Source organism: Azospirillum baldaniorum (assembly GCF_003119195.2).
Lineage (GTDB): Bacteria > Pseudomonadota > Alphaproteobacteria > Azospirillales > Azospirillaceae > Azospirillum > Azospirillum baldaniorum.
The window spans coordinates 841,653-865,414 of the sequence record NZ_CP022260.1; the positions used below are offsets into that span (position 1 = coordinate 841,653).

Annotated in this window: 16 protein-coding genes and 1 pseudogene; 13 read left to right on the forward strand and 4 right to left on the reverse strand. The window is 68.4% G+C overall.

What is annotated here, in order from left to right; translation table 11 throughout:
- Window positions 1–7: 7 nt before the first annotated feature.
- On the forward strand, window positions 8–1,273 hold the full coding sequence (locus Sp245p_RS30290) for a glycosyltransferase family 4 protein (protein WP_014241857.1): 1,266 nt from the start codon (window positions 8–10) through the stop codon (window positions 1,271–1,273).
- 136 nt (window positions 1,274–1,409) lie between these two features.
- On the opposite strand, the gene rffA is transcribed toward Sp245p_RS30290, so the two are convergent.
- From rffA to Sp245p_RS30305, 3 genes are all read right to left on the reverse strand, one after another.
- Complete coding sequence (rffA, locus tag Sp245p_RS30295) at window positions 1,410–2,930, reverse strand: dTDP-4-amino-4,6-dideoxygalactose transaminase (protein ID WP_338084170.1); 1,521 nt, start codon at window positions 2,928–2,930, stop codon at window positions 1,410–1,412.
- A gap of 352 nt (window positions 2,931–3,282) precedes the next feature.
- Window positions 3,283–6,096 carry a carbohydrate-binding domain-containing protein gene (locus tag Sp245p_RS30300; protein ID WP_014241859.1) on the reverse strand — a complete coding sequence of 938 codons (2,814 nt, stop codon included), beginning with the start codon at window positions 6,094–6,096 and terminating at the stop codon, window positions 3,283–3,285.
- 306 nt (window positions 6,097–6,402) lie between these two features.
- Window positions 6,403–7,401, reverse strand: a complete 999-nt coding sequence (locus Sp245p_RS30305) for a LysR family transcriptional regulator (protein ID WP_014241861.1) — start codon at window positions 7,399–7,401, stop codon at window positions 6,403–6,405.
- A gap of 275 nt (window positions 7,402–7,676) precedes the next feature.
- Between Sp245p_RS30305 and Sp245p_RS30310 the strand changes: the two genes are divergently transcribed.
- The 11 genes and pseudogenes from Sp245p_RS30310 (at window position 7,677) to Sp245p_RS30365 (ending at window position 21,493) form a co-directional block, all read left to right on the forward strand.
- On the forward strand, window positions 7,677–8,951 hold the full coding sequence (locus Sp245p_RS30310) for a M20 family metallopeptidase (protein ID WP_014241862.1): 1,275 nt from the start codon (window positions 7,677–7,679) through the stop codon (window positions 8,949–8,951).
- Between the two features lie 40 nt (window positions 8,952–8,991).
- The gene (locus Sp245p_RS30315; RefSeq protein ID WP_014241863.1) at window positions 8,992–10,602 is read left to right on the forward strand and encodes an ABC transporter substrate-binding protein; all 1,611 of its coding nucleotides are present in this window, start codon (window positions 8,992–8,994) and stop codon (window positions 10,600–10,602) included.
- Between the two features lie 145 nt (window positions 10,603–10,747).
- Window positions 10,748–11,728 (forward strand): ABC transporter permease, encoded by a 981-nt coding sequence (locus Sp245p_RS30325; protein WP_014241864.1) that lies wholly within the window; start codon window positions 10,748–10,750, stop codon window positions 11,726–11,728.
- On the forward strand, window positions 11,725–12,597 hold the full coding sequence (locus tag Sp245p_RS30330; RefSeq protein WP_014241865.1) for an ABC transporter permease: 873 nt from the start codon (window positions 11,725–11,727) through the stop codon (window positions 12,595–12,597). The genes Sp245p_RS30325 and Sp245p_RS30330 overlap by 4 nt, the downstream gene beginning before the upstream one ends.
- A complete protein-coding gene (locus tag Sp245p_RS30335) occupies window positions 12,597–14,261 on the forward strand; it encodes an ABC transporter ATP-binding protein (protein WP_109139183.1) in 1,665 nt (554 codons plus the stop codon). Before Sp245p_RS30330 ends, Sp245p_RS30335 begins: the two co-directional genes overlap by 1 nt.
- A 10-nt stretch (window positions 14,262–14,271) precedes the next feature.
- Window positions 14,272–15,222, forward strand: a complete 951-nt coding sequence (locus tag Sp245p_RS30340) for a ketopantoate reductase family protein (RefSeq protein ID WP_014241867.1) — start codon at window positions 14,272–14,274, stop codon at window positions 15,220–15,222.
- A gap of 27 nt (window positions 15,223–15,249) precedes the next feature.
- Window positions 15,250–16,479, forward strand: a complete 1,230-nt coding sequence (locus Sp245p_RS30345) for a Zn-dependent hydrolase (protein ID WP_014241868.1) — start codon at window positions 15,250–15,252, stop codon at window positions 16,477–16,479.
- Window positions 16,480–16,626: 147 nt separating this feature from the next.
- Window positions 16,627–17,688, forward strand: a complete 1,062-nt coding sequence (locus tag Sp245p_RS30350) for a histone deacetylase family protein (protein ID WP_014241869.1) — start codon at window positions 16,627–16,629, stop codon at window positions 17,686–17,688.
- Window positions 17,689–17,714: 26 nt separating this feature from the next.
- A pseudogene (locus tag Sp245p_RS30355) lies at window positions 17,715–19,261 on the forward strand (acetolactate synthase large subunit).
- A 181-nt stretch (window positions 19,262–19,442) separates the two neighbouring features.
- Window positions 19,443–20,387 (forward strand): 3,5-dioxohexanoate:acetyl-CoA acetone transferase, encoded by a 945-nt coding sequence (gene kce, locus Sp245p_RS30360; RefSeq protein ID WP_014241871.1) that lies wholly within the window; start codon window positions 19,443–19,445, stop codon window positions 20,385–20,387.
- 167 nt (window positions 20,388–20,554) lie between these two features.
- The gene (locus tag Sp245p_RS30365; protein WP_014241872.1) at window positions 20,555–21,493 is read left to right on the forward strand and encodes a DMT family transporter; all 939 of its coding nucleotides are present in this window, start codon (window positions 20,555–20,557) and stop codon (window positions 21,491–21,493) included.
- On the opposite strand, the gene Sp245p_RS30370 is transcribed toward Sp245p_RS30365, so the two are convergent.
- Window positions 21,459–22,544 carry a LacI family DNA-binding transcriptional regulator gene (locus Sp245p_RS30370; protein ID WP_014241873.1) on the reverse strand — a complete coding sequence of 362 codons (1,086 nt, stop codon included), beginning with the start codon at window positions 22,542–22,544 and terminating at the stop codon, window positions 21,459–21,461. The two genes, Sp245p_RS30365 and Sp245p_RS30370, sit on opposite strands and share 35 nt — an antisense overlap.
- Window positions 22,545–22,678: 134 nt before the next feature.
- On the opposite strand from Sp245p_RS30370, the gene Sp245p_RS30375 reads away from it, so the two are divergent.
- Window positions 22,679–23,734: a TRAP transporter substrate-binding protein gene (locus Sp245p_RS30375; RefSeq protein ID WP_014241875.1), complete on the forward strand. Its 1,056-nt coding sequence runs from the start codon at window positions 22,679–22,681 to the stop codon at window positions 23,732–23,734.
- Window positions 23,735–23,762: the final 28 nt, after the last annotated feature.

Here is a 23,762-nt window from a genome sequence, read left to right on the forward strand (position 1 = left end):
ATGGACGATGAGCGTGCCGTTCACCGGCGAATCCGCCAATTCCGGAAAGTCGGTTCTTCTGGTGGCCTTCGCCTGCGAGCCGGACAGCGGGTCGGAATCCGCCAACGGCTGGAACTGGGGCGAAGGGTTGAAGCGCTCGGGCTGCCACGTGACGGTGGTCACGCAGGGACGCCTTCGCCCGAAGATCCTGGACAAGATCGCGCGTGGCGAAACCGCCTTCGAACCGGACGACTTCGTGTTCATCGACCGCCCCGACACCATGGCGCACCATGACAGCAAGACGCGGTTCCAACTGTCCTACATCGCGTGGCAATGGCGCTGCCGGGCGGTGGTGAAGGAGCTGGTGCGCCAGCGGCCCTTCGACATCATCCACAACGTGACCATCGGCGGAATCCGCTTTCCCGCCTTCTGCGGCGGGCTGGCGCCCCTGTCGGTGATCGGCCCGGTCGGCGGCGGGGAGCGGGCGCCCTGGCCACTGATCCGCCCGCTGGGCTGGAAGGCCATCGCGACGGAGCTGGTCCGCGACGCCGCCATCGCCATGACGCGCATCGACCCCTTCCTCCGCCTGACCTACCGGCGCTACAATCTGATCTATGTGAAGACCCATGAGAGCCGCCACGTCCTGCCCTCCGGGGACCGCCACAAGGCGCGCCAGCATTTCGGCTGCTCCCTCCCGCCCGAACGCTTCGTGCCGATGAAGGCCCAAGCCGGCGGCGATGCCGGAGCGCCGCTGAAGCTGCGCTTCTCGGGCCGGTTCCTTTACTGGAAGGGTGGCTACTACGCGCTGGCGGCGCTGGCCAGGGCACTGGAGAAGGGGGCGCGGGCACGCCTTCAGATGATCGGCAGCGGTCCGCAGTCGGAGGAGTGGAAGACTCTCGCCGACCGGCTGGGCATCGCCGAACATGTCGATTTCGTCGAATGGCTGTCGCAGCCCGACTATATGGAGGTGCTGCGAAGCTCCGACGCGCTGCTGTTCCCCAGCCTGCACGACTCCGCCGCCAACGTCATCATGGAGGCGCTGGCCAACGCGCAGCCGGTGATCTGCCTCGATCTCGGCGGCTCGGGAATCATGATCGATTCCTCCTGCGGCTTCGCCATTCCCTGCCGCGGGCGTGCTGCGGCGGAGGTGATCGACGGGCTGGCCGACGCCATCGTGACCCTGGACCAGGACCGCCCGCGCCTGCGCGCCATGAGCCGTGCCGCCCACGCGCGCGCCGAGGATTTCGCGAGCTGCCGCATCACCCCCGACCTCTACACGCCGGCGCCGGCATAAGAGCAAGCATGCGAAAACGCCAATGCCGGGGCGTTTGATACGGTTGGAAAATGATCGCTTCCGTCATTTTCCAACCGTGGAACCCTCTCGATTCACTGCGTTCGCATTGATCGAGAGGGTCATGCCGGTGGCGCCCTCAGGTGGCGTTGGTATGGACCTCGTCGGATGTGCTTGGCACCCAAGCCAAATTAAGCGCCGACGCCCTTGAGGCCGCGTAGCCTGTCGTTGCCGCCGCCCTCGAGGAGGCCGTGCGGAAGAAGTCCTGCACGGCTTCGACCACCTGCCCGGCTCCGGCACCCAACCCGTACCACATGGGAAGACGCAGCAGCCTTGCGGAGAGATCGGTCGTAACGGGCAATTCCCCTGCGGCGCGGGACAATCGCCTTCCTGCCGGCGCGGTATGCAGCGGCACGTAATGAAACGGCGCCTGAATGCCGTTCGTTCGGAGGTGGGCGATCAACGCATTGCGCTCACGGGCCGTGCGCGCCAGGACGTAATACAGATGCGCATTGTGCCGACACTCGGCCGGGATCACCGGACGGCGCAACAGGCCGCGTTCCTCCAACGGTGCCAGAGCCTCGTGGTAGGCGTTCCACAGGGCGTGACGCTCCTCGTCCAGCCGCTCGGCATTCTCGAACTGAGCGAGAAGAAACGCCGCCAGCATGTCGGAGGGAAGATAGGACGAACCGACGTCCACCCAGCTGTACTTGTTGACCTCGCCACGGAGGAAGCGCGTGCGGTTTGTGCCCTTCTCGCGGATGATTTCGGCACGGGTGATCAAATCCGGATCGTTGACGACCAGGGCGCCTCCCTCGCCGGAGATCAGATTCTTGGTTTCGTGGAAGGAGAAGGCCGACAAGGCGCCGAAGGTGCCGAGCGGACGGCCGCGGTACGCGGACATCAGCGCCTGCGCGGCATCCTCGATCACCGCCAGGCCATGCCGGGCGGCGATGGCGCAGATCGCGTCCATTTCGCAGGCGACGCCGGCGTAATGCACCACGCAGATCGCGCGGGTGCGGGGCGTGATCGACGCCTCGATCAGGCGCTCGTCGATGTTCAGTGTGTCCGGCCGAATGTCCACGAAGACAGGCACCGCCCCGCGCAGCACGAAGGCGTTCGCGGTGGACACGAAGGTGTAGGAGGGCATGATGACCTCATCCCCCGGACCGACGTTGGTCAGAAGGGCGGCCATCTCCAGCGCTGCCGTGCAGGAATGGGTCAGCAAGGCCTGCGGTGCCCCAAGCCGCCGTTCCAGCCACGCGTGACAGCGTTTGGTGAACGCTCCGTCTCCGGAAAGGTGCGCCTGCTCCAGGGACTGGCGGATGTATTCCAGTTCGTTGCCGGTTAACTTGGGGCGGTTGAAGCCAATCTTCATGTCGCTCATCAGCATCACCTCGCGCTCGAACTCGCCGCAGAACGCCCTGGGTCGGAGAGCGAGCGCGGCGAAATGAGAGGCACGGGTGATCGCCCTCCACCGCTCGCCCGCCCAGGACCCGGCGATCCGTGTTTCCTGGATGGCCTGTTGATAGCGTCCCATGGTCTCGGTCGGGGTTGTCAGCCATTGCGCACCCCGCGCCGTCTTGATGCGGTTGCGCCAGCCGCACCGGACAAACGACACGCAGTCGAACAGGGAAAGTCCGTCTATCGAGCAGATGATATCAAAGCGCCCTTTCTAGGACACGTAGCTAGATTGAATGATAATGATGCGCTTACCCGTCGGAGACTCATCAGGGCGATGTGTAACACCAACGGCAAGTGAATAGTCCCAATGAGGCGCGGCCGATCCCATGCCGGAAGGCATGGGATGCAGGGTTCATTTGGTCCGCCATCTCGATGAGGCGGAACTGTATCGGCTCTATCGGGACGAGAAGGATGGGGGGCATCCGCCTGCCGCCGCAAGGGACGGCGGACCGTGGCCTATGGAGGGCACGCAAAAATCTTGCGGCTTTTGACGACCGACAAGGGGCGGCCCAGTGTCGGTTGGACCGCCCTTCGCCGTCCCGGTCGCGTTAAGCCGCGTGGCTCAGCAGCGACGGGTCGATGTGGTCGAACAGCGGGTCATAGCCGGCCTCGACGGGCATGGCCCCGTACAGGCTGTTTGCCACCACCGCCGCGTCGATCGCGACGGCCGGAGCGGCGGCCGCCTGCTGGGCGGCGACGTGGCTCCACACGCTGTCCGTCCCGGCGTCGAGCGCCAGGGGAGCGGCCTCGCCGACCGGAGTGGCCGAGGGGAAGAAGCTCTTGTCGGCGTCGACCACCAGCGTACCGTTCCACCACAGGCCGGACTGCCCCTTCACCACGTCCTTGCCGTCGAGCGCGCCCTTATCGTAGGTGACGCTGCCGTCGGTGGGCAGGACGGACTTGCCGTTGATCGTGACCTTGTTGACGAACAGGCTGCGGTCCTGCCCGTTCACCACGGCGTCGTTGTCGTACTGGATCTGCACCTTGTGCGCCTGATCGGCGCTCAGGCTGGTGGTGAAGCTGTAGTCCTTGGCCGAGGTCCCAGCCACGCCCTCCCCGACCTTCTGGCCGTCCACCAGCAGGTTGAAATGGGCGTTCACCCCGCCGGCCGCAGCGCCGGAGGCGTTGACGGTGATCGTCGTCGTGCTGGGACCGCTCTGCGGCAGCGAGCCGCCCGCGGGGAACTCCTTGGCCGGGGCGTCGACCACCAGCGTGCCGCCCCACCACATCGACGACTGGCCCTTGACCACGTCCTTGCCGTCCAAGGCACCCTTGTCGTAGCTGACGATGCTGTCGGTCGGATTGTGGGCGGTGCCGTTGATGGTGATCTTGTTGACGAACAGGTTGCGGTCCTGCCCGTTCACGAAGCCGTCGTTGTCGTACTGGATCTGCACCTTGTGCGGCTGCCCGGCGGTCAGCGTGGTGGTGAAGCTGTAGTCCTTCGCCGCCGTGCCGACCGTGGCGTCACCGATGGCCTTGCCGTCCACCAGCACCTTGAAATGCGCGTTCACCCCGCCCGCGGCGGCGCCGGAGGCGTTGACCTTGATCGTCGTGACGCTGGCCGTCGGCGTGGTCGGGACGGTCGGTGTGGTCGTCGTGGTGTCCACCGCGAAGCCGGCGGACGCCCCGGCCTTGCCCGTATTGCCGGCAAGGTCGGTGTAGCTGCCGGCCTTCACCGCGACATTGGCGTCGGTGATCTTCGTGTTGGTCGAGGGCGTGAAGACGGCGGTGTAGGTGGAGGCGTCCACCGTCTTGAAGCCGCTCAGCGTGCCGCCCTTCACCGTGGTGTCGGCCAGCGCGAAGTCCTTCACCGCCTCGCTGAAGGCGAAGGTGACGAGCGGTGCCTCGCCCTTGGTCACGCTGCTGTCGGCGATGCTCACCTTGACGGTAGGCGGCGTGGTGTCCGTGGGCGTCGGGGCCGGCGGCGCGGTGGGCGTGACCGTCGTCCAGCCGGTGGTCGAGGGGTAGGCCTGGGACAGGGTCGAATGCTCGTCCTGCGTGGTCGCATTCATGTAGGCGGACCAGCTGTCACCTTCCGGGAAGTCGCCCCAGCGCCAGCGGTCGCCGTCCGGCATGTAGTAGGTGTTGTTGTCCCACACGTTGCCGCCGTTCAGCATGCCGGCCTCGTCGTAATCGGCGACGCCGCCCGACTGGCCGTTGCCGTCCTTCGAGACGATGATGTTGTCGTGGATCTTGTTGTTGGTCGTTTTCCAGGTCCCGAACTCGCCGGCGCCGCGGTCCTGCTGGATCATCACGATGCTGTTGGCGCCCTTGACCCCGGTGATGTCGATCTTGTTGCCGTAGGCCTCGACGTTCTGCGAGTTCTGGATCTGGATCGACCCGCCCCAAAGCCAGCCATCGGCCTGCGGCTTGGCGCCGTTGCCGACCATCACATTGTTGCGGATGATCGCGTCGTAGCTGATCTCGTGGGTGATGCCGCCGCCGCTGTTGTTCACGAGGACGTTGTTCTCGTACAGCGTCCCGACATTGTCGATGTCGGTCCACAGGCCGAAGCCGGTGTTGTCGTGGGAGTAGTTGCCGCGGACCACCAGATCGGTGGTGTAGGCGAACTTGGTGCCACCGCCCTCCCAGAACACGTCGATGCCGGACCAGGCGCCGTTGCGCGCGATCTCGTTCCCTTCGACCAGGATCTTGGCCCCGGCGCCGCCCAGCCCCATCTCGCCGTTGTCGTGGACGTAGTTGCCGATGAACTTGCTGCCGTCCTGCGCCGTGGCGCCGACCGCGTAGTTCAGCCGCAGCTCGTTGTCCTGGATGGTCCAGTTGACGTCGCCCTGGATGGCGCCTTCCTGCGCCGGCGGGGTGTATTTCTCGATGACGAGGTTCTTGACCGTCACGCCGTCCGCGGTGCCGCCGAAGGCGCGGGCGGTCGTCCCGGCCTCCACCTTGTGCCCCGCCGGGTTGTCGCCCAGATAGATCCTATCGGCGTTGTAGTCGAAGTAGAAGGTTCCCGCCTTCAGCTTCGACAGCGCGTCAACAGGGATCAGCGGCTTGTCGTCGACATAAACGGTCTCCGGATAGCCGGCGCGCATTGCGCCGGGCGTCGCCTCGTCCGTCGCGCGGCGCTCGCCCTGCTGGGTCTGCCCGCCGACCACCCAGCGCCCGGCGCTGTCCTGGGTGAAGCCGGTCAGCAGCTTCGACCCGTTCAGCACGGCGCCCTCGGCGCCGATGAAGGTCTGGTTGTCCTTGGGCGTGATCGACTGGAGACGGTACTCGCCCGGCTGCAACCAGAAGGTCGCGCCAGCGGGAGCACCATTGACGATGGATTGGATGTTGGCGCCCGGTGCTATGACGATCGCACCAGCGGGGGCCGTCAGCGTCTTCGGTCCGTACAGGTTAGCCATATGTCAATGCTCTCTTGAGGTGTTATCTACTGGTATGAGTTTTTTGGCGGTTTCGCCCTTTGGCATATGCATCTACTACCAATTCGAGGAATGTTCCTGGCGGGGCATTTTTGTGAGATTCCCGGCATCTTTTTGCGAAGACTCCAGGAAGTCTCTGTTTTTCAAAAAAGAATCTTCCGCTTATCAAAGATCGGAGAAGACAATGGGAATTTTTGCTTGCGACCGCTTGCAAGCGAGCAAGCGCCGCGCCGCGTCATCCGCTGGATGACGGCGCAAGCCCCTGGTGATATCAAAAGCGCGGAGGGATCAGTCGCCGCCGAACTGGCGGTCGATCCACTCACTCACCGCCACCGGATCGAAGCGCAGGTCGAGCGGAATACCGGCGATGGCGGCGCGGCAATGCTCGATGAAGGCGCGCTCCGCCCGGTTCATCTTGGAGGCGGGATTCCACAGCAGGTGGATGTCCACCGGCGCCACCCCCTCCTCCGGCGGCAGGGGCCAGAGCAGCCCGTCGCGCACGTCGCGCTCCGCCACATGACGCGGCAGCGGCCCGATCCCCAGCCCCACCGAGATCATGCGCCGCACCTCGTCCAGATTGACCGAGGCGCCGACGATCCGGCTCTCGATCCCCTCCTGCGCGCGGAAAACGGCCAGCGGCGACAGCACCCCGCCGATCTGGTCGGAGGTGAAGGAGACGAACCCCTCGCTGCGCAGATCGCCCAGCGTCAGGCCGGTGCGGCCGAACAGATGGTGCCGCGGCCCGCAGTAGAGGCGGTAGATCTGGCGGGCGAACAGCGCGTGCTCGACCAGCGGTGGCGGCTCCCGCATCAGGCAGAGTCCGAGCGAGCCGGTTTTCTGCTGGATCGCCATGTGGACGTCGGCGCTCGCCATCACGTCCAGCCGGAAGGTCACCTGCGGGTGGGTCGCGTGGAAGCGCTCCAGCAGGGCATCGAACAGCAGCGACTGGATCCGGCTGGCCAGCAGGATTCGGATGTGGCCGGAAATCTCCTCGCGGATGTCGCGCATCAGAACGGCGAAGCGGGAGATGTTGCCGTAGATCTCCAGCACCTCGGCGTAGATGATCTCGCCCGCCTCGGTCACGCGGAAGCGGCCCTGCCCGCGCTCGATCAGGCTGCGGCCCATCTGATCCTCCAGCCGCTTCAGGGCCTGGGACACCGCCGGCTGGGTCAGTCCCAGGCGCTGCGCCGCGCGGGTCAGCCCCTGCTCCTGCACGATCACCATGAAGGTGCGCAGCAGGTTCCAGTCCAGCTGGTGGCCGAGCCGTTCCAGGTCGCGCGCCGTCATCGGGGGAAATCCCATCGCCATAAATCCTGCTTATGTCGGCAATGAGGATTATCGATTTGGCGGAGGATGAGAAGCTGAATTGTAATACGCCAGTCGTCAGCGGTCGACTCCCGGCGGCGCCCAACCGGGCAAAACCAGGGTCATAGTCCGAAAGTCGAAATCACCCCGGTTTCTTCCCGGTGATTTGCCGACCCACACGGACGACTGCGCGGCGGAGTGGTAAGAACGGAGTCGTCATGCCCGCATCCCACGAGGGTGGGCGGAGCATTGCAGCCGTGGACCGGGATGCGATCCTGGGCGCGGTGGCGAAGCTGCGCGAGGACGGAGTGAGCCTGCTGTCCGATCTGGTCCGGAGCCCCAGCCTGCTGGGGGAGGAAGGCCCGGCGCAGGATCTGATGGAACGGATCTTCCGGGACATGGGCCTGGAGGTGGACCGCTTCGCCATCGACGAGGAGGCGCTGAAGGCCCAGCCCGGCTGGTCCCCCTCGCTGATCTCCTACGAAGGCCGCGAGAACGTCGTCGGCGTCCACAAGCCCCGGCGGGCGACCGGCAAGTCGCTGATCCTGAACGGCCACATCGACGTGGTGCCGACCGGGCCGGAGGAGCTGTGGTCCGCCCCGCCCTTCGAGCCGGTGGTCCGCGACGGCCGCCTCTACGGGCGCGGCGCCGGCGACATGAAGGCGGGCATCGCCGCCTACGTCATGGCCTTCAAGGCGCTGCAAAGCCTGGGCGTCCAGCCCGCGGCTCCGGTCTATCTGCAATCGGTGGTCGAGGAGGAATGCACCGGCAACGGCGCGCTCGCCTGCGTCGCCCGCGGCTACAAGGCCGACGCCGCGGTGATCCCGGAACCCTTCAACCACACGCTCCAGATCGCCCAGGTCGGCGTGATCCGCTGCGAGCTGGAGGTGACCGGGCGCCCCGCCCATGTGCTGGACACCGGCGCCGGGCTGAACGCCATCGAGGCGGCCTTCCGCGTGCTCAAGCATCTGAAGGCGCTGGAATCGGCCTGGAACCACCCGGACGGGCGGCATCCCGCCTACGCCCACCATCACCACCCCTACAACCTGAACGTCGGGCACGTCGAGGGCGGCGAATGGGCGTCCTCCGTCCCCACCCGCTGCCGGATGGAACTGCGCTTCGGCTTCCCGCCCGGCCGCGCCGCCGCCGAGGTCAGCGCCGAGATCGAGCGCGCGGTGGCCGAGGCCTGCCACGGCGACTCCGACCTCAAGGGGATCGACGCCCGCGTCATCTTCCGCGGCTTCCAGGCCGAGGGCTGCACGCTGGACCCCGATCACCCGATGCTGGAGGCGCTGGACGCCGCCCACCGGTCGATCTTCGGAACGCCGGCGCCGAAGCTGGCCCAGACCTGCACCACCGACGTCCGCAACTTCGTGCTCTACGGCGACACGCCGGCCACCTGCTACGGCCCGGAGGCGGAGCGCATCCACGGCATCGACGAGTCCGTCTCGCTCGACAGCGTGGCGAAGGTGACCGCCGTGCTCGCCCTGTTCATGGCCGACTGGTGCGGCCTCGAAACCATCGATCCATAACGATCGCGTGCCGAGAATCAACAATAAGGGGGCTTCAGACATGAGCAATCGTTTGCGTCACTTTCGTCAAACCCTGACCGCCGCGGCGCTGGCCGCAGCATTGGCGGCGCCGCTGGCGCTGACCGTGCCCGGCGTCGCCGCGGCGCAGGAGCGCGGCGGCACGATGAACATCATCGTCCAGCCGGAACCGCCGATCCTGGTGCTGGGCCTCAACCAGCAGGGTCCGACGCAGACGGTCGCCGGCAAGATCTACCAGGGCCTGCTGACCTTCAGCTTCGACCTGAAGCCGCAGCCGGAACTGGCGGAAAGCTGGGAAGTCTCCCCCGACGGCAAGGTCTACACCTTCAAGCTGGTGAAGAACGCCAAGTGGCACGACGGCAAGCCCTTCACCGCCCATGACGTGGTGTTCTCCACCTCCAAGTTCCTCATGGAGACCCACCCGCGCGCCCGCGCCACCTTCTCCAAGTGCGAGAAGATCGAGGCGCTGGACGACTACACCGTCCAGTTCACGCTGAAGGAGCCGTTCGGCCCGTTCCTTCAGGCCTTCGAGGTGTCGTCGGCCCCGATGATGCCGAAGCACATCTATGAAGGCACCGACTTCAAGGCCAACCCGGCCAACGCCACCCCGATCGGCACCGGCCCCTTCAAGTTCAAGGAGTGGAACAAGGGCTCCTACATCCATCTCGTCCGCAACGACGAGTATTGGAAGGCCGGCAAGCCCTACCTGGACGACATCTATTTCCGCGTGATCCCCGACGCCGCCTCGCGCGCCGTCGCCGTGGAGCAGGGCACCGTCCAGCAGACCCAGTTCAACGACATCGAGACCTTCGACGTCCCGCGCCTGAAGGGCCTGCCCAACGTCGAGATGACGACCAAGGGCTACGAGTTCTTCGCGCCGCTCTCCTGGATCGAGATCAACACACGCAACAAGCCGCTGGACGACAAGCGCTTCCGGCAGGCGATGATGCACGCCATCGACCGCAAGTTCATCCGCGACAAGATCTGGTTCGGCCTCGGCCGCCCGGCCACCGGCCCGGTGAACTCGGTCACCCGCTTCTTCGAGCCGAACGTCCGCAAGTACGACTTCGACCCGAAGAAGGCCGAGGCGCTGCTTGAGGAGGCCGGCTACAAGAAGGGCGCCGACGGCACCCGCGCCAAGGTCCGCCTGCTCGTCATGCCCTATGGCGAGACCTGGACCCGCCTCGGCGAGTATGTGAAGCAGGCGATGAAGCGCGTCGGCGTCGACGTGACGCTGGAGACCACCGACGCCGCCGGCTGGGTCAACCGCGTGTCCAACTGGGACTACGACCTGAGCTTCAACTTCGTCTACCAGTACGGCGACCCGGCGCTCGGCGTGACGCGCACCTACGTGTCGGACAACATCCGCAAGGGCGTGATGTTCTCCAACACCATGGGCTACTCCAACCCCGAGGTGGACCAGCTGTTCGCCCAGGCCGCCCAGACCAACAAGGATGAGGAGCGCCAGCAGCTCTACTCCGCCGCCCAGAAGATCCTGGTCGAGGACGTGCCGGTCGCCTGGCTGCTGGAGATGGAGTTCCCGACCTTCGTGGACAAGCGCTTCAAGAACGCCGTCACGACCGCCATCGGCGTGAACGAGAGCTACGACAGCGTCTACATGGTCAAGAAGTAAGGCACACACTCTACCCCCACCCTAACCCTCCCCCGCTGGGCGGGGGAGGGGACCAAAGCGACCATTCCCTCCCCCGCCCAGCGGGGAAGGGAGGGAGCCGCGAAGCGGGAGGGTGGGGGTTCAGTGCGCCGCAGGAGTGTTTTCCATGCCCCGCATCGCCCTATTCATCTCACAGAGGCTGGTGAAGGCGGTCTTCGTCATTCTGGCGATCGCCGTGTTCAACTTCTTCCTGGTCCACGCAGCGCCCGGCGACCCCGCCGCGGTGATGGCGGGCGAGGCCGGGGCCGCCGATGCCAAGTTCGTCGAACAGCTCCGCCAGCAGTTCGGCCTCGACCGCCCCCTGTACGAGCAGCTCGGCACCTACATGTCCAAGGTGGTGCAGGCCGACCTCGGCTATTCCTACCGCCAGCAGCGGCCCGTCTTCGACCTGCTGATGGACCGCCTGCCCGTCACCCTGTCGCTGACGCTGACCGCCTTCGTGCTGGCCCTGCTGGGCGGCGTGGCGCTCGGCACGCTGGCGGCGATGCGCGCCGGCACCTGGTCGGACACCGCCATCACCGTGGTCGGGCTGACCGCCTACGCGACGCCGATCTTCTGGATCGGCCTGATGCTGATCCTCCTCTTCTCGGTCAATCTCGGCTGGCTGCCCGCCTTCGGCACGGAGAGCATCGGCGCCGGCTACACCGGCTGGGACGCCTTCCTCGACCGGGCCAAGCACCTCGTGCTTCCGGTGACCACGCTCGGCCTCTTCTACATGGCCGTCTACACCCGGTTGACCCGCGCCTCGATCCTGGAAGTGCGCGACATGGACTTCGTCAAGACGGCGCGGGCCAAGGGCCTGCCGGAATGGCGCATCGTGTCGGTGCACATCCTGCGCAACGCCATCCTGCCCGTCATCACGGTGGCGGGGTTCCAGGCGGGCCACCTGATCGGCGGCTCCATCCTGATCGAGACCGTCTTCGCGCTCCCCGGCATCGGGCGCCTCGCCTTCGAGGCCGTGTTGCAGCGCGACTATCAGGTCCTGCTCGGCATCTTCCTTCTGACCTCGGTGGTGGTGGTGGTGTTCAACCTGCTGACCGACCTGATCTATTCCCTCGTCGATCCGCGCATCGAGGTGGCGCCATGACCGCTGCGGCCATCGCCCCCGCCCGCAAGGGGTCCGGCTTCTGGAGCGCCTTCGCCCGCAACAAGGGTGCGGTGATCGGGCTGGCCTTCCTGACCCTGATCATCCTGATGGCGGCCTTCGCCGACGTGCTGTACCCGGACAGCCCGTGGGACATGACCGCGATGCCCTTCCAGCCGCCGCTGTCGGAGGACGCCCTGCTCGGCTCCGACACGCTGGGCCGCGACATCGCGTCGGGCATCGCCCACGGGGCGCGGGTGTCGCTGCTGATCGGGCTGACCTCGACCGCCGTCGCCGTGCTGATCGGCGTGTTCCTGGGCGCCGTCTCCGGCTTCTACGGCGGCCGCGTCGACGATCTGGTGATGCGCTTCACCGAGCTGTTCCAGACCATCCCGAACTTCGTCCTGGCCGTGGTGCTGGTGGCGATCTTCACGCCCTCGCTGACCTCCATCGTGCTGGCCATCGCCATCGTCTCCTGGCCGCCGCTTGCGCGGCTGGCGCGCGGCGAGTTCATGAGCCTGCGCTCGCGCGAGTTCGTGCACGCCGCGGTGACCACCGGCCAGTCGAACATGACGATCATCTGGCGCCAGATCCTGCCCAACAGCCTGTCCCCGATCATCGTGTCGGCCTCGCTGATGGTGGCGACGGCGATCCTGCTGGAAAGCTCCCTCTCCTTCCTCGGGCTCGGCGATCCGAACCTGATGAGCTGGGGCTACATGGTGGGTGCGGCCCGCACGGTGATCCGTCAGGCCTGGTGGATGAGCTTCTTCCCCGGCATCGCGATCCTTCTGACCGTGCTTGCCCTCAACCTCGTGGGTGAAGGGCTGAACGACGCGCTGAATCCCAAGCTGGCGCGAAAGGGCCGTTCCTGATGACCGAGACGCCTCTCCTCGACGTCCGCAACCTGACCATCGACCTGCCGCGCGGCGCCGACCGCCCGCACGCGGTCCAGGACCTGACCTTCACGCTGGAGCACGGTGAAATCCTCTGCGTGGTCGGCGAGTCCGGGTCGGGCAAGTCGATGACCGCGCACGCCGTGATGGGTCTGTTGCCCAAGGCGGTGACGGTGTCGTCGGGCGAAATCCGCCACCAGGGCACCAACGTGTTCAGCCTGCCGGAGCGCGACCAGCGCGCGCTCCGCGGCGGCCGCATCGCCATGATCTTCCAGGAGCCGATGACGGCGCTGAACCCGCTGATGCGGGTCGGCGACCAGATCGACGAGGTTCTGCGCTACCACACCACGCTCGACCGCGCCGCCCGCCGGGCGCGCGTGGTGGAGCTTCTCGCCTCGGTCGGCCTGCCGGAGCCGGACCATCTGCGCCGCAGCTACCCGTTCCGCCTGTCGGGTGGCCAGCGCCAGCGCGTGATGATCGCCATGGCGCTGGCGGTCGAGCCGGACATCCTGATCGCCGACGAGCCGACGACCGCGCTCGACGTCACCACCCAGAAGCAGATCCTGGAGCTGATCCAGGACATCCAGGCCAAGCGCCGCATGGGCGTGATGTTCATCACCCACGACTTCGGCGTGGTGGCGGAGATCGCCCACCGCGTGGCGGTGATGCAGCGCGGCCAGATCGTCGAGATCGGCACCGCCGAGGAGGTCCTGAACCGTCCGAAGCACCCCTACACCCGCCAGCTCATCGCCGCCGTCCCGCACCTGATCGAGCACCGCGAGGATTTCACCCGCGCCCGCCAGCCGGTGCTGACGGCGGAGAAGGTGTGCAAGACCTTCCACATCGGCGGCGGCTTCTTCACGCCGGGGCGCAAGGTGGTGGCGGGCGACGACCTGTCGCTGACCATCCACCAGGGCGAGACGGTCGGTCTGGTCGGCGAATCCGGCTCCGGCAAGTCCACCCTGGGCCGCTCCATCGTCGGGCTGATCAAGCCCGATTCGGGCAGGATCCTGTTCGAGGGCGTCGATCTGCTGTCGCTGTCGCGACCGGCCTTCCGGCCCTACCGGCGGCACGTGCAGATGGTCTTCCAGGACCCCTACGCCTCGCTGAACCCGCGCCACACCGTGGGCGACATCATCACCCAGGGGCCGGTGGCCTTCGGCGAGGACCGCCACAAGGCGCTTGAGAAGGCGAAGGCGCTGCTCAAACTCGTCGGGCTCGACGCCTCGGCGGCGGAACGCTTCCCGCATGAGTTCTCCGGCGGGCAGCGCCAGCGCATCTCCATCGCCCGCGCCCTGGCGCTGGAGCCGAAGCTGCTGATCGCCGACGAGCCGGTGTCGGCGCTCGACGTGTCGGTGCAGGCGCAGGTGCTCGACCTGCTGGAGGATCTGCGGCACCGGCTGAACCTGTCGATGCTGTTCATCACCCACGACCTGCGCATCGCCGCCCAGATCTGCGACACCATCGCGGTCATGCAGAAAGGCCGCATCGTCGAGATCGGCCCGGCGAAGGAGGTGTTCGGCAACCCGCAGCACGCCTACACCCGCACCCTGCTGGACGCCATCCCCGGCAAGGGCTGGACCATCCCGGAGGACGTGGTTCCGGTGACGCGGCGGTCAGCCGCCCTGCGCAACAGCGCCTGACGGGACGGTCATGAAGGTCGCCGTCATCGGGGCCGGGGCGGTCGGCGGCTTGATCGCCGCGCGGCTGACCGCCGCCGGGCTGCCGGCCGCGCTGGTCGCCCGGCGGCGGACGCTCGACACGCTGCGGCGCGACGGGCTGACGGTCGAGGGCCCCTCGGGCCGTCCGGTGACGGTGCGGCCCGAGGTGACCGACGACACGCTGGCCCTCGGCCCGCAGGACGTGGTGGTGCTTGCGGTGCCCTCCCCGCTGCTGACCGACGTTCTGGACCTGCTTCTTCCCCTGCTGGGGCCGAAGACGCGGCTGGTGCCGGTGGTCGGCGGCGTCCCCTGGTGGTATCCGGCGGACGGGTCTTTTGGAGGCCCCCTGAAGGCGGTTGACCCCAAGGGGCTGCTGTCGGACGCCATCCCGGCGGACCGCATCGTCGGCGCCGTCGCCCGCGTGGCGGTGGAGCGGCGGACCCCCGGCTATCTGCGGCATCTCGGCGGGCTGCGGCTCGCCCTCGGCCCGGCGGCGGGGAGCGAAGGCACCAAGGATCTGGCAGCTCTGTTCGGGGCGGGTGGCTTCAACGCGCTGGCCGTGCCGGACATCCGGGCGGAGGTGTGGACGGCGCTGCTGGCGCCCTTCGCCTTCGGCCTGCTCGGACTCGCCACCGGCAAGACGGCGCAGGAGATCGCCCACGACGACGCACTCCAGCCGACCTTCGCCGCGGTGGTGGAGGAGGTGCTGGCCCTGTCGGCGGCGCTCGGCCATCCGGCGACGGCAAAGGTCGAGGATGTGTGGACCATGGCCCAGCATCCGGGCCGCATCCGTCCGGCGCTGCGCGCCGACGTGGCGGCGGGCCGGCGGGCGGAGATCGAGGCGGTGCTGGACGCGCCGCTGGAATTGGCAAAACGGGCAGGGCTGAGCCTGCCCACGGTGACCGGGCTGCTGTCCGCGGTTCGCGCCGACACTCAACAATAATTCGGAATTGGGATCGGGATAGGGACCATGTCTGACCTGCGCATCGACGGCGACCGCCTGTGGCGGACCCTGATGGACTTGGCGAAGATCGGTGCGACGCCGAAGGGCGGCCTGTGCCGGCTGGCGCTGACCGACCTCGACCGGGAAGGGCGCGACCTCTTCGTGCGCTGGTGCGAGGAGGCCGGCTGCACCGTGACGGTGGACGAGGTGGGCAACATCTTCGCCCGCCGTCCGGGCCGCAACCCCGACCGTCCCGCCGTCTGCATGGGCAGCCACCTGGACACCCAGCCGACCGGCGGCCGCTTCGACGGCATCTACGGCGTGCTGGCCGGGCTGGAGGTCATCCGCAGCTTCAACGACCAGGGCATCGAAACGGACGCCCCCATCGACCTGATCGTCTGGACCAACGAGGAGGGCGCGCGCTTCTCCCCGCCGATGCTCGGGTCCGGCGTGGCGATGGGCGTCTTCACGCTCGACCATGTGCTGGACATCCGCGACACCGACGGCGTCCGCCTGGGCGACGAGCTGGCGCGCATCGGCTACAAGGGCGAGGTTCCGGTCACCGGCCACGCCATGGGCGCCTATTTCGAGGCGCACATCGAGCAGGGTCCGGTGCTGGAGGCCGAGGACGTGGAGATCGGCGTGGTGACCGGCGCGCAGGGCCAGCGCTGGTACGAGGCGACGGTGACCGGCCGCGAATCCCACGCCGGGCCGACGCCCATGCGCCTGCGCCGCGACGCGCTGGCCGGTGCGGCCGTGATGATGGAGACGGTGGAGGCCATCGCGCTGGAGGTCGGCGGCGACGCCTGCTCGACCATCGGGCGCGTCCAGGTCCACCCGGATTCCCGCAACGTCATTCCCGGCCGCGTCTGGTTCACCATCGACCTGCGCAACCCGGACCCCGACGCGCTGGCCCGCATGGACGCCCTGCTGCGCGAGCGGCTGGCCGCCATCGCGGACAAGCGCGGCCTGACGCTGGAGCTGACCGACTTCTGGGCCTTCCCGACCACGCCCTTCGCGCCGGAGCTGGTCGGCCACGTCCGTCGCTCGGTGGAGCGGCGCGGCCTCAGCCACCGCGACATCGTGTCCGGGGCCGGCCATGACGCGGTCTATGTCGCGCGCAAGGTGCCGACGGCGATGATCTTCATCCCCTGCGAAAACGGCCTCAGCCACAACGAGGCGGAGAACATCAAGCCCGAACACGCCGCGTCCGGCTGCGCGGTGCTGGCCGACGCGGTTCTGGCCGCGGCTGGGTAACGTTCATTTTTCCCCCCTCTCCCCTTTGGGGAGAGGGCCGGGGTGAGGGGGTTGCGCTTTTGCCGAACGGTCCGACACGCACAGCCCCCTCACCCTAACCCTCTCCCCAGAGGGGAGAGGGAAACTCATCACACTGGGAGCCTGTCCATGCGCTACGTCTTTGCCGAGGCCCAGTTGCGCCATCGTCCGCCGACCTTCCTAGTGCGCGGCCAGCCGAAGCCCTCGCCGGAGAAGGCGGAACGGGCGGAGGCGCTCGTCGGCTCCCTGCGGGCGCGCGGCGCGACGGTGGAGGAGCCGCCGTCCTACGGCGCCGGCCCGCGCGCGGCGGTCCATTCCGCCGACTACCTGCGCTTTCTGGAAACCGCCCATGCCCGCTGGTCGGCCCTGCCCGACGCGTCGGAGGTCATCGTCCCCAACGTTCACCGCAACACCGACATGGCCGAGTATCCCACGGGCATCGTCGGTCAGGCCGGCTGGCACATGGCGGACACCGCCTGCCCGATCGGCGCCGGCACCTGGGAGGCGGTCTGCGGCGGCGCCGACACGGCGGTCCACGCGGCGCTGATGGTGGCGAGCGGTCAAGAGCGCGCGGCCTACGCCCTGTGCCGCCCGCCGGGGCACCACGCGTCCCGCGACATGGCCGGGGGCTTCTGCTACATCAACAACGCCGCCGTCGCCGCCCAGGCGATGCTGCCGGTGCTGGCCCAGCAGGGCCGCGCACCGCGCGTCGCCGTCTTCGACGTGGACGTCCATCACGGCAACGGCACGCAGGCCATCTTCTACGAGCGCGACGACGTGCTGGTCGTGTCGATCCACGGCGATCCCAACAACTTCTACCCCTGGTTCGCCGGCTACGCGCACGAGCGCGGCAAGGGCCGCGGGCTCGGCAGCAACCTGAACATCCCCCTGCCCATGGGCACCGAGGAATCCACCTTCCTCGACGCGGTGGACGGGGCGCTGACCCACATCGCCACCTTCGGGCCAGAGGCGCTGGTGCTGTCGCTGGGCTTCGACACCTACGTCGGCGACCCGCTGGCCTTCTTCAAGGTGACGACGCCGGGCTTCGCCACGCTGGGCCGCAAGATCGCCGGCGCCGGCCTGCCCACCGTGGTCGTGCAGGAGGGCGGTTACGATTGCGACGCGCTGGCGGTGAATCTCGCCAGCTTCCTGGACGGTTTCGAGGGCGGGCTCACGGAGGCGGCACGATGACCGGTGCGAAAAACTCGGGCGCGAAAATCCCAGGCGCGGAAATTCTGGTCCGGACGCTGGTGGCGAACGGCGTCGACACCTGCTTCGCCAACCCCGGCACGTCGGAGCTGCACGCGCTGGCCGCCTTCGACAGCATGCCCGGCGCGCGCTGCGTCCCGACGCTGTTCGAAGGGGTAGCGACGGGGGCCGCGGACGGCTACGCCCGCATGACCGACCGCCCGGCGGCGACGCTGCTGCATCTCGGGCCGGGGCTGGCGAACGGTCTCGCCAACCTGCACAACGCCCGGCGCGCCTGCGTGCCGATGGTCAACATCGTCGGCGATCACGCGACGTGGCACCGCGGCGTCGACGCGCCGCTGACCTCCGACGTGGAAGGGCTGGCGAAGCCCATGTCGGCCTGGGTGCGCACGGTGCCGGATGCGGCCTCGGTCGCCGCGGACACGGCGGAGGCCATCCGCGCCGCCCTGACCCCGCCCTGCGGCGTGTCCACTCTGATCCTGCCGTCGGACTCCTCCTGGGACGACACCGCGGCGGCGGAGCCGATCATCGTCGAGCCCCCGCCCCCGCAGCCCCGGACGCCGACGCCCTGCGCGCCGCCGCCGACGCCCTGCGGAGCGGCGAGCGGGTGGTCGTCCTGCTGAACGGCCGCGCCACGCGGACGGAGGGGCTGGCCCTGGCCGGCCGGATCGCCGCCGCGACCGGCGCCAAACTCTATGCCCACACCGGGGCCACCCGCATCGAGCGCGGCGCAGGCCGCGTGACGGTGGAGCGCTTCCCCTACCCCATCGACCTCGGCATCGCCGCGCTGGCCGGGGCGAAGCACGTCGTCCTGATCGGCTCGGGGGAGCCGGTCGGCTTTTTCGGCTACCCGGACAAGCCCAGCCGTCTGGCGCCGGAGGATTGCCGCATCCACACCGTCGCCCCGCCGGGCGCCGACGCGCTGGCCGCCCTGCGCTGGCTGGCCGAGGCGGTGGGCTGCGCCGGGACACCGGTTCCGGCGCAGCCGCTCGCCCCGCCCGAACCGGCGACCGGCGCTCTCACCGCCGACAGTGTCGGGCAATCCCTGGCGGCCCTGCTGCCGGAGGGCGCCATCGTGGTGGATGAGGGGATTTCCTCCAGCCCGATGGTCTACACGGCCTGCGCCGGGGCGCGCGCCCACGACTGGCTGACCATCACCGGCGGGGCCATCGGCATCGGCATGCCGCTGGCGCTGGGCGCCGCCATCGCCTGCCCCGACCGCAAGGTGGTGACCGTCCAGGCGGACGGCAGCGGCATGTACACGCTCCAGGCCCTGTGGAGCCAGGCGCGCGAGCGGGCCGACGTGGTGACCATCATCTTCGCCAACCGCCGCTACGGCATCCTGCAATGGGAACTGGGCAACCTCGGCTTCCGCGACATGGGGCCGAACGCCCGCAACTGCACGGAGCTGGGCCGCCCGGACCTCGACTGGGTGGCGCTCGCCCGCGGCATGGGGGTGGAGGGCGGACAGGCCACCGACGCGGAAAGCTTCAACCGCCTGCTGACGGCCGCCTTCGCCCGCAAGGGTCCTTTCCTGATCGAAGCGGTGATCTGAACAGGCCCTCTCCCGCCCCGGGAAAGGGAGGGGCCCCATGGCGCAGCCATGGGGAGAGTGAGGGTCCGGCACGAAGACGGCCCTGATACTTGGATTGACCCTCACCCGCCCGCTGACGCGGGCACCCTCTCCCGGGACGGGAGAGGGAATCGGGCAGAGGAAGAAAAAACGGGAGGACAGCATGACCATGCCCAAGAAGAGCGCGCGCAAAGTCATCATCACCTGCGCGGTCACCGGCTCCATCCACACGCCCAGCATGTCGCCGCACCTGCCGGTGACTCCGGACCAGATCGCGGCGGAGGCCATCGCCGCGGTGGAGGCCGGGGCGGCCATCGTCCACCTGCACGCCCGCGACCCGGAGACTGGCCGTCCCACCCAGGACCCGGATCTGTTCCAGCGCTTCCTGCCGCGCATCAAGCAGGCGACGAAGGCCGTGGTGAACATCACCACGGGCGGCAGCGCCGCCATGACGGTGGAGGACCGGCTGCGCCCCGCCGCGCAGTTCCAGCCGGAAGTCGCGTCGCTCAACATGGGCTCGATGAATTTCGGCCTGTTCCCCATGCTGAACCGCTTCAGCGCGTTCCAGCACGATTGGGAGCGCACCTATCTGGAGAACAGCCGCGACCTCGTCTTCAAGAACACCTTCAAGGACATCGAGCACATCCTGAAGACCTGCTCCGGCAACGGGACGCGCTTCGAGTTCGAGTGCTACGACATCTCCCACCTCTACACGCTGGCCCATTTCCTCGACCGCAAGCTGGTGACGCCGCCGCTCTTCGTGCAGTCGGTGTTCGGCATCCTGGGCGGCATCGGCCCGCATCCGGAAGACGTGATGCACATGAAGCGCACCGCCGACCGGCTGTTCGGCGACCAGTATGTGTGGTCGGTGCTGGGCGCCGGGCGCAACCAGATGCCCATCGCCACCCAGTCGCTGGCGCTGGGCGGCAACGTGCGCGTCGGGCTGGAGGACAATCTGTGGGCCGGTCCGGGCCGCCTCGCCACCTCCAACGCCGAGCAGGTCGCCATGGTCCGCAAATTGATCGAGGGGCTGGCCCTTGAGGTCGCCACGCCGGACGAGGCCCGCGCCATGCTGTCCCTGAAGGGTGGCGACGCTGTGACGTTCTGACCGGCAGTAGCCCTCTCCCCTCTGGGGAGAGGGTGGCCCGCAGGGCCGGTGAGGGGGCTGCGCTTGTGCCGGACGTCCCGCCACGCGCAACCCCCTCACCCTAACCCTCTCCCCAGAGGGGAGAGGGGACATGAAGCGCATCCACCCCACACCCGGAATCCCATGCCATGATAAGCCGCGCTCGGGCGCTGGATCTGTCGCTGGTGGGTCTCATCAGCGTCTGCTGGGGCCTGAACTGGCCCGCCGTCAAGATCATCCTCACCCAGATCCAGCCCTGGACGCTGCGCAGCCTGGGCTTCGCCGTGGGAGCGGCGGTGCTGTTCGCCTACGCGCGGTCGCGCGGGGAATCGCTGGCCGTGCCGCGCGGGCAGCGCTGGCCGCTGGTCGCCGTCGCCCTGCTGAACATGGCGGGCTTCAACATCTGCTCCGCCTTCGGGCAGATGAACATGGCGACCTCGGGCGCCGCCATCATCGCCTACACCATGCCGGCCTGGGCGACGCTGCTGGCCATCCCCATCCTGGGCGAGCGTCCGGGGCCGCGCCAGTGGATGGGGCTGGCCTGCGGGCTGACGGGCCTGGCCGTTCTGCTCGGCCCCGATCTGCTGCGGCTGGGCGCCCTGCCGCTCGGCCCCGCCTTCATGCTGACCGGAGCGCTGAGTTGGGCGCTTGGCAACGTCCTGATCAAGCGGACGGCCTGGACCATGGGGCCGAACGCCATCACCGGCTGGCAGTTCGCCATTTCCCTGCCGGTGGTGCTGCCCTTCGCCCTGGCGATGGACCCCGCCCCGACGCTGGCCCTCGAGCCCCGTGTGCTGGTGGCGCTGGTCTTCCACATCCTGGTGGCGATGGTCGGCGGCTACCTGCTGTGGTTCGCCATCGTGCGGCGGCTGAGCGTCGCACAGGCCTCGGTCAGTTCGCTGATCGTGCCGGTGATCGGCGTGACCGGCGCCATCGTCGTGCTGGGCGAGACGCCGCCGCTGCGCACCTACGCCGCGTTGGCGCTGATCCTCTGCGCCGTCCTGCTGGTCGTCATGGTGCGCGACAAGCGGCCCGTTCCCGCCCCGGCGCCGGTCACGGCGGAGCCGCGGGGGGCAGGTTCTCCCTGAAGATGACCTCGATGCGCGGCGGCTCCACGCCGTGCATCGCCTCCCGGCCCGCGCGCAGGTTGGTGAAGACGGCGGCGCAGCCCATCAGGGCGCTGCGCGGGTCCTGGGTGATGACCGCCTCCATCGTGCCGTCGATCAGCAGCGACCGTGTCTCCGGCGTGAAGCCGTGGCCGATGAAGACGACCTCGCGCTCCCGCCGCGCCTCCTTCAGCGCGCGGGCCACGCCCTCCGCCCCGCCGCCGATGGTGTAGATGCCGGCAAGGTCGGGGTGGTGGCTGAGCAGCGTCCGCGTCTGCCGGTAGCTCTTGGCCTCGTCGTCATGGGCCTCGCGCAGGCCCACCACCTCGATGACCGGGGCCATCTCCTTCAGGACGTTGAGGAATCCCAGCTCGCGGTCCTCGTGCGCGCGGTAGCTGAGGCTGCCGGCGATCATCGCGACCTTGCCCGCCCGCCCGCCGAGGAAGCGCGCGAACAGATAGCCCGCCGTCCGCCCCGCCGCCCGGTTGTCGAGCCCGACATAGGCGGCCCGCCGGCAGTTCTGCACATCGGAAATCAGCGTCACCGTCGGCACGTTGCGCGCCGCCAGCTCGTTCACCGCCTCGCGCACCGCCGGATGCTCCAGCGCCATGAAGGCCACCCCGTCGACCTTGCGCCAGTGCTGGAGCAGGCTGCGCGCCAGCAGGTCGGGGTTGAAGCTCTTGATGAACTCCACCTGCGCGCGGATGCCCAGCGGGGCCAGCGCCGCCTCCGACTGTCGGATGAGCTGGCCGAGCCGCGTCAGGTAGCGGTTCGTCCCGTCCGGCAGCAGGAAGGCCAGCCGCACCGGCTTCGGTCCCAGCGCCGCGCCGAGATCCGATTCCGGGATGTAATCCAGCTCCGCCGCGGCCTTCATCACGCGCTGCACGGTCGCCGGGCGCACGCCGGGGCGGTGGTTCAGCACACGGTCCACGGTGGCCGTCGAGACTCCGGACAGCCGCGCGATGTCGGCGATCCGCGGCAGTCCGCGGGTGTGTTCGGGGGGCGCGGCGACGGCGTCCGCATCATCCTGCATCACGGCTCAAAACCCTCCGATCCCATCAAATCACATCATCATTCGCGTTTGACACAGGCCATTCGCGCACATACCGTCCAACCAACAATCACCGTCGAACATCAAACTACATCAACGTTTCCTGGGAGGAAAGCATGAACCCGCTCTCGCGCCGCACGATGCTCAAGGCGTTGGCCGCCACTCCGGCCGCCGGAATGGTTGCCGGGTTGGCCGCGGGGGCCGGCACCGCCACCCTGATCGGCGCGCCGCGCATCGCCCGCGCCGCCGAGTTCGATTTCAAGTACGGCAACAACCTGCCGCTGACCCATCCGCTGAACGTCCGCTCGCACGAGGCGGCGGAGCGCATCCGCCGCGAGACGAACGGCCGCGTCGATATCCAGATCTTCCCGAACAACCAGCTCGGCGGCGACACCGACATGCTGTCGCAGGTGCGCAGCGGAGGCATCACCTTCTTCACGCCCTCGGCGCTGGTCATCGCCACGCTGGTCCCGGTGGCCGCCATCAACGCCGTGGGCTTCGCCTTCGCCGACTACGGGCAGGTCTGGTCCGCCATGGACGGCAAGCTGGGCGAGCATGTGCGCGGCGCCATCTCCAAGGTCGGCCTGCACGCCTTCGAGAAGATGTGGGACAACGGCTTCCGCCAGATGACCAGCGGGGCCAAGCCGATCCAGACCGCCGCCGACATGGACGGGCTGAAGATCCGCGTGCCGGTCAGCCCGCTCAGCATCGCCATGTTCAAGTCGCTGTCCGCCGCCCCGGCGAGCCTGCAGTTCTCGGAGGTCTATTCCTCGCTGCAGACGCGCATCGTCGACGCGCAGGAGAACCCGCTGCCGATCATCCAGGTCGCCAAGCTGTACGAGGTGCAGAAGTACTGCGCCCTGTCCAACCACATCTGGGACGGCTTCTGGTTCATCGCCAACGGGCGCGCGTGGCGCGGCCTGCCCCCCGACCTCCAGAAGATCGTCTCCACCGCGATCAACGACGCCGGCGTCCAGCAGCGCGAGGACATCAAGGCGCTGAACCAGTCGGTGCAGGCCGACCTCCAGTCCAAGGGTCTGGCCTTCAACCAGCCCTCCCCCGACAGCTTCCGCGCCAAGCTCCGCGACAGCGGCTTCTACGGCGAATGGAAGGGCCGCTTCGGCGACGAGGCCTGGGCGCTGCTGGAAGGCGCCGTCGGCAAGCTCGCCTGAAGAACGGCCTGAAGAACGGCTGTGGACA